General features: G+C 49.6%; 6 protein-coding genes, 2 tRNA genes and 1 rRNA gene. 2 read left to right on the forward strand and 7 right to left on the reverse strand.

Annotation, left to right across the window (positions count from 1 at the left end; all coding sequences use genetic code 11):
- Positions 1-16 precede the first annotated feature (16 nt).
- From kdpB to AC0LWF_RS27230, 3 genes are read right to left on the reverse strand one after another with little or no spacing between them, the layout of a single operon-like run.
- A complete protein-coding gene (gene kdpB / locus AC0LWF_RS27220) occupies positions 17-2,056 on the reverse strand; it encodes a potassium-transporting ATPase subunit KdpB (RefSeq protein ID WP_474654613.1) in 2,040 nt (679 codons plus the stop codon).
- 15 nt (positions 2,057-2,071) lie between these two features.
- The gene (kdpA, locus tag AC0LWF_RS27225; protein ID WP_474654618.1) at positions 2,072-3,745 is read right to left on the reverse strand and encodes a potassium-transporting ATPase subunit KdpA; all 1,674 of its coding nucleotides are present in this window, start codon (positions 3,743-3,745) and stop codon (positions 2,072-2,074) included.
- Positions 3,746-3,775: 30 nt separating this feature from the next.
- Positions 3,776-3,853: a potassium-transporting ATPase subunit F gene (locus tag AC0LWF_RS27230; protein WP_090583574.1), complete on the reverse strand. Its 78-nt coding sequence runs from the start codon at positions 3,851-3,853 to the stop codon at positions 3,776-3,778.
- A 627-nt stretch (positions 3,854-4,480) separates the two neighbouring features.
- Between AC0LWF_RS27230 and AC0LWF_RS27235 the strand changes: the two genes are divergently transcribed.
- Entirely contained in the window at positions 4,481-7,132 is a 2,652-nt protein-coding gene (locus AC0LWF_RS27235) for a response regulator (protein WP_474654614.1), read from the forward strand.
- 153 nt (positions 7,133-7,285) lie between these two features.
- The gene (thpR, locus tag AC0LWF_RS27240) at positions 7,286-7,888 is read left to right on the forward strand and encodes an RNA 2',3'-cyclic phosphodiesterase (RefSeq protein ID WP_474654615.1); all 603 of its coding nucleotides are present in this window, start codon (positions 7,286-7,288) and stop codon (positions 7,886-7,888) included.
- Between the two features lie 35 nt (positions 7,889-7,923).
- Here the strand turns inward: thpR and AC0LWF_RS27245 are convergent, their stop codons facing one another.
- The 4 genes from AC0LWF_RS27245 to AC0LWF_RS27260 all read right to left on the reverse strand — a co-directional run.
- Positions 7,924-10,029, reverse strand: a complete 2,106-nt coding sequence (locus AC0LWF_RS27245) for an S-layer homology domain-containing protein (protein ID WP_474654616.1) — start codon at positions 10,027-10,029, stop codon at positions 7,924-7,926.
- A 195-nt stretch (positions 10,030-10,224) separates the two neighbouring features.
- Positions 10,225-10,299 (reverse strand) — tRNA-Gly (locus AC0LWF_RS27250).
- A 7-nt stretch (positions 10,300-10,306) separates the two neighbouring features.
- Positions 10,307-10,382, reverse strand: a tRNA-Thr gene (locus AC0LWF_RS27255).
- Between the two features lie 81 nt (positions 10,383-10,463).
- Positions 10,464-10,596: ribosomal RNA gene (locus AC0LWF_RS27260) — 23S ribosomal RNA — on the reverse strand; the annotation flags it as partial.

Genomic DNA, 10,596 nt, shown 5'->3' on the forward strand with positions numbered 1-10,596 from the left:
ACATTCGTTCCCCTTCCTATACCAGACTGAGCCCATGAAGGATAAGGTCAATCAATTTAATTCCGACGAAAGGCACGAGCACTCCGCCGACACCGTACAGAAGCACATTGCGGGTAAGCAGACTATTAGCCGTTGATGCACGGTACTTAACGCCCTTCATCGCAATCGGAATGAGCAGCGGAATAATGACGGCGTTAAAGATCAGCGCAGACAGAATGGCCGACTTCGGCGAAGCAAGATGCATAATGTTCATCGACTGCAGCTGCGGCATTGCCAGAATGAACATCGCGGGAATAATCGCAAAATATTTGGCGATGTCGTTAGCAATCGAGAACGTCGTCAGCGCACCGCGCGTAATGAGCAGCTGCTTGCCGATCGCTACGACTGAGAGCAGCTTTGTCGGATCGGAATCGAGATCGATCATATTCGCGGCTTCCTTCGCCGCCATCGTGCCTGAGTTCATAGCAAGGCCCACATCGGCTTGCGCAAGCGCTGGCGCATCGTTCGTTCCGTCTCCGGTCATTGCCACCAGCTTGCCTTCCTGCTGTTCCTTCTTGATTGCAGCTATTTTATCCTCTGGCTTCGCTTCCGCGATGAAATCATCGACTCCCGCTTCAAGCGCAATGGTAGCCGCCGTGAGCGGATTGTCCCCGGTACACATGATGGTCTTGATCCCCATCGCCCGAAGCTCCGCGAAACGCTCCTTCAGCCCCGGCTTCACTGTATCCTTCAAATAGATAACGCCTACGATCCGGTTACCTGTTGCGGCAGCTAATGGCGTACCTCCCGCTCGCGCAATGCGACTTGTAATGTCGTCCAGATCGCCTGGGATAATGCCACCCATTGCAGATACATATTTCTTCATCGCATCGACGGCGCCTTTTCGAATCTTCACGCCCTGGGCTAGATCGAGGCCCGACATGCGCGTTTCCGCTGTAAACTCTATCGCTACTGCAGAGGCATATTCTTTCTCCCCCCAAGCAGCGCCCAGCTTATGAGCCAACTCAACGATCGAGCGACCTTCGGGCGTCTCGTCCTTAACAGAAGATTGCAGCGCAATGAAGGCGGCTTCCTGCTGTGTGATACCCTTCACCGGAATAAACTCAGCCGCCATTCGGTTCCCGTACGTAATCGTACCTGTCTTATCCAGAATTAGCGTATCAATATCGCCTGCCGCTTCAACGGCCTTCCCTGACATGGCAAGCACGTTGAATTGCGTCACCCGGTCCATGCCGGCAATGCCGATCGCCGATAATAGTGCTCCTATCGTCGTCGGAATCAAGCAGACAAGAAGCGCAATCAGCGTTGCAATATCCAGATCCACATTCAAGTAGCTGGCCATCGGCACCATGGTGACTATGACAATGATGAAGATCATCGTTAGTACGGCGAGCAAGGTTGTGAGCGCAATTTCATTCGGCGTCTTCTGCCGCTTAGCTCCTTCAACGAGTGATATCATCCGATCCAGAAACGATTCGCCGGGATCAGTCATTACTTTCATGACAATATAGTCAGAAGCAACTCTCGTTCCGCCGGTTACGGAAGAGAAGTCTCCTCCAGCTTCTTTAATAACAGGCGCGGATTCTCCGGTAATGGCTGATTCGTCGATGGAAGCCAGTCCTTCCATAATTTCACCGTCCGTTGGAATAAGCTCGCCTGTGTCGACGCGGACAATATCGCCCTTCTTCAGCTGTGTCGAAGGTACTTGCTTTATGGATCCGTCCTTTTGCAGCAGCTTTGCCATCGTTTCCGATTTCGTGCGCCGCAGCGTATCTGCCTGCGCTATGCCGCGTCCTTCTGCTAGCGCCTCGGCGAAGTTGCCGAACAGCACTGTGAATAGCAGGATGAAGAACACAGCCACATCATAGCCGCGGCCGACATGATCCGCTCCGAACAAGTCCGGCGCAATCGACAGCAGCAGAGTGATGACTGTACCTACCTCGACGATGAACATGACCGGATTTTTGATCATCACAGCGGGATTGAGCTTTTTGAATGCATCTATAATGGCCTGTGAGGCAATTTCTTTCGTTATCGTTTGTTTTCGAGTAGACATCTCGATCCTCCTCAGTTAGTGCGGCATAGCCAAATGCTCGGCAATCGGTCCAAGTGCAAGCGCAGGGAAGAACGTAAGCGCGCCGATGACAAGAATGATCATAATTAGAATGCCTGTGAACAGCGGCGTATTCGTACGCAATGTTCCTGTCGTCACTGGTACGACCCGCTTCACAGCAAGGGACCCTGCAATCGCAAGCATGGCAATCATCGAGATGTAGCGGCCAAACAACATGACAAGGCCGATACCAATATTATAGAAGTCGGTGTTCGCATTCAGTCCGGCAAAAGCAGAGCCGTTATTCGCAGCGCCAGACGTGAACGCATAGAGCACCTCAGACAGGCCGTGCGTACCTCCGTTGCTAATGGAAGCTGCTCCAGCAGGCGAAGCGAGCGCAAGAGCGGTCGGCGCAAGAATAATGAACGGGTGAATGAGCAGCGCAATGGCAGCCAGCTTCACCTCCTTGCCTTCTATCTTCTTGCCTAGAAGCTCAGGTGTACGTCCAACCATCAAGCCGCAAATAAATACGGATAGAATGAGATACAATAATCCATTAAGCAGCCCTACACCTTTGCCGCCGAACACGTTGTTCAACATCATCTCTGCCATCGGCACAATGCTGCCAAGCGGCGTTAACGATTCGTGCATATTGTTGACGGAGCCTGTAGTTGCCGCCGTCGTTACGGTTGTAAACAAAGCAGTCTCCGCTATGCCGAACCTGACTTCCTTCCCTTCCATGTTGCCGTGTACGCCTGCCGCATCCAGCGCAGCAATGCCTCTGTACTCCGAGACGAATATAACGGACAGCATCACAAGGAAGATAAAGCCCATTGCCGCAAATACCGCCCAGCCCTGCTTCTTGTTTCGAATCATCAGCCCGAACGCATAAACAAGCGCTGTAGGCAGCAGCATCATACATATAATGTGAACCATGTTAGCAAGCGGCGTCGGGTTCTCGAATGGATGCGCCGCGTTCGTGCCGAACCAGCCCCCGCCATTCGTACCGAGATGCTTAATGGATTCAAGCGAGGCGACAAGCCCTCTCGTAATCGTCTGCTGAGCGCCTTCCAGCGTTGTCACATTAACCGCGCCTTGGAACGTTTGCGGAATGCCTTGGAACACGAGGAACAACGCCACCAGGAAACTAAGAGGCAGGAAGATTCGCGTCAAGCCACGCACCATATCCACATAGAAGTTGCCCAGATTATCCTGCCGGCCGACCAATCCTCTAATGAAAGCAATCGCTACTGCAAAGCCGGTTGCCGCTGATGTGAACATCGGGAATGTAATCGAAAGCAGCTGCGACAGGTACGACAACCCATTTTCGCCCGAATAGGATTGCCAGTTCGTATTCGTAATGAAAGATGCCGCTGTATTAAACGCTTGCGCAGCTCCCATATTGCCGACTCCGTCGGGATTCAGCGGGAGGCTTCCTTGGAACCTGAGTACAAGGTATAGCAGAAGCACCATGACAAAGTTGCTTAATAAGACGGCACCAATGTACTTCTTCCACCCCATCGCCTCATCTTCGCGCACACCCATCAAGCGGTATAGCAGCCGTTCTGCCGGACCGAATATGCGATCCAGCCATGTTTTTTCGTGTCCAAACACCTTTACCATATAAACGCCCGCTGGTTTAACCAGAAGCAAAATGATGATGAGCGTCAGGGCTACTTGAATAAATCCCATCCCCATATGTCGAATCCTCCGCTATACGTTTTAGAATTTTTCCGGTTTGACTAGTACAAACCCTAGATATATCAGTAACAAGGCTGCAATGATTCCAACTACGGTCATCTCGCTCTTAACCCCCTTAAGCCTTCTCGCAGAACTTCAAGAATCCATAGAAAATCGCGAATGCCGCAATGAACATAAGCACCATCGTGACATCATTAGCCATACTCTTCTACCCCCGCTCTATATCGCGCTCATTTTCACATTCCTATTCTCCCTCGCTGGTATAGTCAAATCTTAATACGGTTCGCTGTAAATACGCGGTAAAGAAACCGGAGACAACGTGTAAAAAAAGTATAAAAATCGCCTCAAAAAGCAACATAGCTAAAGCCGCATGTGCCATTATTCGCCGTAATCGTGAACAACCCGCACATACATCCCTTATCGTCTCCATGGAATCTTCTCTCGCCTAGCTCCCTATCAAATCGGTATAGCTCAATGGCTGTAATTTTGCATGCTTGCACTCATTTTCACTCTCCTATGCTAGAACCTTTTTGCCAAATGTTAATATGATTTGCTGTAAATACGGGGTAAAGAAATGGGTGCCACAGTTAAAAAGGATAAAGAATTTCGCTGCATATTCGGCCTTTCTATAACCTCTTATCTATAGACAGCAAATGAAAGTTGAGCGTATGCTAGAAGGGTATCTGTAAAATAGATAATTCCCTACAACTTAAGGAGTGCGCCGCAATGTCTAACCGTACGAAGATGACTGCGATTTTCACAACGATTTTCGCCCTGCTCGCTTCTGTCATTGCGATTTCCGTCTATCAGACGAACGATCTTCGGAGAACAATACATATAGTCGAAACGAACTGGATGCCTAGCATTGCGAAAATCACCATTTTGAAGGACGAATTCACGCAAATACGCGTGAATCTGCACAAAATTTTGCTCACGGGCGATAAATCGACGCAAGAGCAGCTCGCTGAGTCGATCAGCAAAGAACGGGACCAGTTCAAGAAGGATTTGTTAGGTTATTCGTACTTGAATAATTCCGATGAAGAAACAGCGATCTATCTGAGCGTTGGCAAGTTCACGGATTCGTATTTCAAGACGGGACAGCTTATCGTCGAAGCTGCTTTGTCAGGAGAGCATGATACCGGACTCGCCCTGCTCGCCAAGCTGTCGCCGACACGCCAGCAAGCGGATGCAGCGCTTAGCAAATGGGTCGACTACAACTTGAGTGGGACGCAGCGCGACGTTGAGAAATCAGCGAATCAGCAATCGCTGAGCCAAACGATGGTCATTCTAATTAGCCTGATTGCACTCATAACCGGCGCCATCTTCTACCTCGTGAACCGTTCCATTCGCCGCCGGGCCAACCGCGATCTGTCGCTGGAGAAGGAGAAAGCGCAGCAATATCTCGATATCGTCGAGGTCATCATCGTCGCATACGACCCGGACGGCCGGATTACACGGATTAACCGAGAGGGCTGCCGCTTGCTGGAGAGCTCGGAGAAAGAATTGCTTGGCCAGAATTGGTTCAGTAACGCCTTGTTTTCTTTTGACGAGAATGAAGGCGCGATATCGACAATATCCGGTAAGAAAAGGTTTATTTCCTGGAACAACACCATTCTTCGCGACGAAGCTGGACAGATGATCGGCACGCTGAGGGCTGGGATGGATATCACCGAGCGAAAGCAAGCTGAAGAGTCACTGCATCACTACAAGGAGCATCTGGAGGTACTTGTTGAGGAGCGGACGACGGAGCTTGAGAACAAGAACACGATGCTTGAGGAAGCGAAGGAAACAGCGGATACGGCGAATCGTGCGAAGAGTGAGTTTCTCGCCAATATGAGTCACGAGATCCGTACGCCGATGAACGCTGTCATTGGACTCAGCTATCTGCTTCAACAGACTGCGCTCACTGATCAGCAGAAAGGCTATGTGGATAACACGATCATATCCGCGAAGAATCTCATTACACTCATTAACGATGTGCTCGATTTCTCCAAGATTGAAGCGAACAAAGTGGTCATGGAACAGATTGAGTTTGACCTATACGAGGTGCTGAACCAAATCTCGAATTTGATCAGCATTAAAGCATTCGACAAAGGGCTGAAGCTCCACTTCTCGATCCATCCTGACGTGCCGCAGATGCTGGTCGGGGATCCCTTTAGGCTCAATCAAATCTTGCTCAACCTGTCTAATAATGCAGTTAAATTTACGGAAGAGGGTGAAGTGACGTTCGAGGTGAAGATGCTGCGTCAGGATAAATACGGCGTTACACTCGCCTTTGAAGTTCAGGATACGGGGATCGGCATTTCGCGTGATCAGCAGGACAAGCTGTTCCGTCAGTTCACGCAGGCCGACATGTCAACAACGCGCAAATACGGTGGGACCGGGCTAGGCCTTGTCATCAGTAAAAACCTTGTCGAGCTGATGGGTGGTTTCATTGAGGTGCAGAGCGAGCTTGGCGAAGGCAGCTGCTTCTCCTTTACCGCACAGTTTGGCCACAGCGATGGCAGAACGCTCTCCTTGCAAGAGGTGGATGACGTTAAGCTGAAGTATCTGCGTGTACTGCTCGTTTGTGACAATACCGAAATGCAGCAAGTGCTGAAGAAACAGCTGGAGCAGTTTCAATGCGTCGTCGGCACAGCGGTGTCCGAGGAGGATGCGTTCGAGCATAACGCGCGCAGCGATCGCTACGACCTTGTCATTGTAGACTGGATGCTGCAGCATAGCGCTGCCTTGCAGCTCGCGGAACGGATCAAGCTTGCGTTTGCTGCGCCGCTCCAAGTGATCGTGCTGATCAGCGCGTATCACGAGCCTGCCTTGCTGCGGGCGGAGCAGTCGCAGGCTATCGAGAAGGTGCTGCATTATCCGATCAGCCAGTCTCAGCTGTATAACGAGATGGTCAGCCTGTTCAGGCAGCATTTCCAGACGAAGCATCAGTCGTCGCAGCATACCAAGCAATCGGACAAATACATCGCGCTGCGCGGTACTCGCGTGCTGCTTGTAGAGGACAATGAAATTAATCAACTCGTAGCCAAAGAAATTTTGCGTGAGATGGGCATTCACGTCGATGTAGCGGAGAACGGGCAGGAAGCAGTCGCTTGGGTAAAGCGTGAGCATTATGACGCCATTCTGATGGATCTGCAGATGCCTGTCATGGACGGCTTTGAAGCGACTCAGGCGATTCGAGGCTTAGCGCAAGGCAACGATACGCCAATCATTGCAATGACTGCCGATGCCATGAAAGGCGTCAAAGAACAAGTGCTCGAAGCCGGTATGAATGCGTATATTACGAAGCCGTTCGATCCGATTCAGCTGTTCAGCATTTTGCAGCGGCTCATTCAACACTATAAAGCGAAGGAACCTGCGCATAGCTTGCCGTAAAGCGCGGTTCACCACCAAGATTGAACAAGAGCCGCGCCTACCACCGAATAGCTGGTAAACGCGGCTCTTCCACTGTATAGCATGAATACTTGCCTCTACTGCTTGCCATAATAAACATGGTTCGCCTATAAACGAAATTGGAGGGGGAAATTCATGTCCACACCAGATAACCATGCATCCTCCATGCGGCTATTCGTCGCCGTTCCCCTACCGAGTGAAATCAAACAAGTGATATCTACATGGTCTACTATCCTGCAGCAGCAACCACAATTTCAATTTCGCAAATGGGTTCATCCCGAAGATTTGCACATTACACTCCAATTTCTTGGTGACACGCGATCAGAGCAAATACCGAATATTATCGAGGGTCTACGTACTGCCGTCACTACAATAACGCCGTTTCAAATTTGCATAGAATCACTCGGCACATTCGGCCGTCCAAATTTCCCGTCAGTTCTATGGGGCGCTATAGGCGGTGAGGTGAATCAACTTCGCTTCTTGCAGGAGCAGGTCATCTCTAAGCTTAGTCCGCTCGGCTTTCCGCCAGAAGAACGCCCTTACCATCCTCATCTTACTCTAGCACGAAAATATAACAGCGAAGTCCCTTTCACTCCTTCAACGCTTGCCCTTCACAAGGAAACGTCTTCAGCAGAAGGAATGCCGCTGCAATGGCTATCCGACTCGATCGTCCTCTATGCCACTCACATGCATGAGCAGCCGATGTACGAAGCTGTATCCGTTGTCACATATACCTAAAAAAAAGCGCAGACCACTAAGGTCTGCGCTTTGTATTAAGACTGCGGTGTATAAGTCACGTTGTACGTAATAATCGTTGTCTTGCCATAAATGTTGCTCGCTACGATTTTGAACGTATTCAACCCCGGTAACAAATCAACATTCATCGAGCTGGAATAAACCAGCTGATCATTCACATACACCTTCGGGTAGCTGTCATTCTCGTCGCTTGCCGTCCAAGTAAGTGTAATGCGGCTCGATGAGGTTGTTTCCGGCGCATATCCGAGCGTCAAGCGAGGAGCGCTAGGTTCAAAGACAATCGTGCGCGTCTCCTCCACCGATTTGCCGAAGCTGTTCGTCGCTTTGAAAGTCAGCGTGTTCGTACCAGGCTCCAAGTCAATGCGAGTGCTGGTTCCATACATTTGTTGATCATTAATAAATACTTTCGGATAGCTGTCATTCGTATCCGTTACACTCCACGAAAGCGAGATCGAGCTCTGTGTCGTTGTTGCCGAGATCGGATTGACGTGAAGCACCGGTCCACCTGTATTGAAGGTAATCGTTCTTCTAACCTCAGTTGATTTGCCTGAGCTATTGGTCGCCTTTACTGTAATTGTATTCAAACCTGGCGACAAATCAATGTTCGTACTCGTACCGTACATCTGCTGGTTATTAACGAATACTTTCGGATAGGAATCGTTCTTATCTGATACCGTCCAGCTAAGTGTAATAGAATCTTTGTCCGTCGTTGCAGGCAGCGAGTTAACTGTCAGCACAGGTGCACCACTCGTGAATACAACAGTCTTCGTCACTTCTGTTGACTTGCCTAAGCTGTTGACTGCCTTAATGGTAAATGTATTTGTCCCTTCCTCCAAGTCAACCGAAACGCTCGTGCCATAGACCTGATCGCCGTCAAAGTAAACCTTCGGAGAGGAATCATTCTTATCAGAAACAGTCCAGCTAACCGTGATCGTTGATTTGTCCGTAGTAGCAGGTACGTTGAGCACGTTCAAGGTTGGACCGCCGCTTTGGAAAGTAACATGCTTCGTAACGGTTGTTTCCTTGCCGAAGCTGTTCGTCGCTGTCACTTCGATCGTGTTATCACCTTCTTCAAGCTCTACGTCCATGGACGTTCCATATGTCCGTTCGTCATTCACCGTCACGACCGGATAGTTGTCGTTCTCATCCTTTACAGTCCACGTTACTGTGATCGTTTGTTTATCTGTCGTTTCAGGTACACCCTTCACTTCGAGAGTTGGCGCACCTTTCTCATACTTCACCGTCTTCGTAACCGATTGAGTTTTTCCGCCGGCCATGCGAGCCGTTACGGTATACGTATATACGCCTTCTGCGTCCAGTGGGACTCCTACGCGGAACTGGCCTTGAACAACTTCTATTTCCTTGTTGTTCAGATAAACCTTAGCGCCTTTCGTCACATCACCGCTAATATAAAAAGTTGACGTTGTTACTGTCTCTGGTGCATCAACATTCAATGTCAGCTGTGCTTGTGAGTCGCCCGCAGCACCTTTAATGACGCGATACAACAGCGCCGCAGATTCTGCGCGGGTAACCGGCTTGTCCGGCATAAACGTTCCATCAGAATATCCGCTGATCAGCTTCTTCTCGACAGCTAGAGCGACATAAGTTCTTACGTTAGGGGAGATGTTCTCTTCATCTCGGAATCGGTCCAGCACATCAGAGTTTTCGAGCTCATCTGGCTGATAGTTCAATGTCTTAACAAGCGCTACCGCAACATCTTCACGTGTCGCCTTACCGGTAGGATCAAAGAACGCCCGGCCTGACGGCGGATAATAACCAGTTAAAAAGTCTTTAGCAGCCTCCACTGCTCCATAGGACCAACGGGTTTTCGATACGTCCACAAATGTTTGCTCACTAGCAGCTGGAATATCGAGCATAAAAGCTCGTGTAATCAGGGAAGCGAATTCTTCGCGCGATACCGGATTGTTCGGTTTGAATGTGTTGTCTTTATAACCCCCAACAACACCAAGCGCAGTCATGCTATCGATTGCGTCCTTCGCCCAGTACGTTTCACCAACGTCTTTGAAGGTCTTCTCTGCATCTGCGTGAGCAGCCCCGGAAAATGAAAAAATGAGTATGAACAGCCATACAAATGAACTTGTTGCAATTAACCTACTTTTCATGCGACTTATCCTCCACGTCTCGACATATTTAGTTACAATGGCTCACTCATTCTATCACAGAAGCCTATGAAACTTTGTCGAACAATGTCGGTTATATGCATTTTTACAAGATAATACCACTACCAATTTAGATCTGAAAACATTAAAAAATCCTTGCCTTAGCAAGGATTTTAATTGAAGTAATATGCACTTATATGGAGCGGAAGACGGGAATCGAACCCGCGACCCTCGCCTTGGCAAGGCGATGCTCTACCGCTGAGCCACTTCCGCATATAAATGGTGCCGGCGATAGGAGTCGAACCCACGACCTACTGATTACAAGTCAGTTGCTCTACCAACTGAGCTACACCGGCACGTTACTAAGGTACTTAACACCTTGAAAACTGGATACGAACCTTTGCGAAGGTTTCTTGCTTAGCTGGATTTCACTTATTTAGGATAAGCCCTCGACCGATTAGTATTCGTCAGCTGCACACGTTGCCGCGCTTCCACCTCGAACCTATCAACCTGATCGTCTTTCAGGGGTCTTACATACTGGGAAATCTCATCTTGAGGGGGGCTTCACGC

The sequence above is a fragment of the Paenibacillus sp. sgz302114 genome (assembly GCF_056120345.1).

Bases quoted from the DNA above. Each gene is read 5' to 3' on its own strand.
- AC0LWF_RS27235 (WP_474654614.1), top strand. From the start codon at position 4,481: ATGTCTAACCGTACGAAGATGACTGCGATTTTCACAACGATTTTCGCC.
- AC0LWF_RS27230 (WP_090583574.1), bottom strand. From the start codon at position 3,853: ATGACCGTAGTTGGAATCATTGCAGCCTTGTTACTGATATATCTAGGG.
- kdpB (WP_474654613.1), bottom strand. From the start codon at position 2,056: ATGTCTACTCGAAAACAAACGATAACGAAAGAAATTGCCTCACAGGCC.
- AC0LWF_RS27245 (WP_474654616.1), bottom strand. From the start codon at position 10,029: ATGAAAAGTAGGTTAATTGCAACAAGTTCATTTGTATGGCTGTTCATA.
- thpR (WP_474654615.1), top strand. From the start codon at position 7,286: ATGTCCACACCAGATAACCATGCATCCTCCATGCGGCTATTCGTCGCC.
- kdpA (WP_474654618.1), bottom strand. From the start codon at position 3,745: ATGGGATTTATTCAAGTAGCCCTGACGCTCATCATCATTTTGCTTCTG.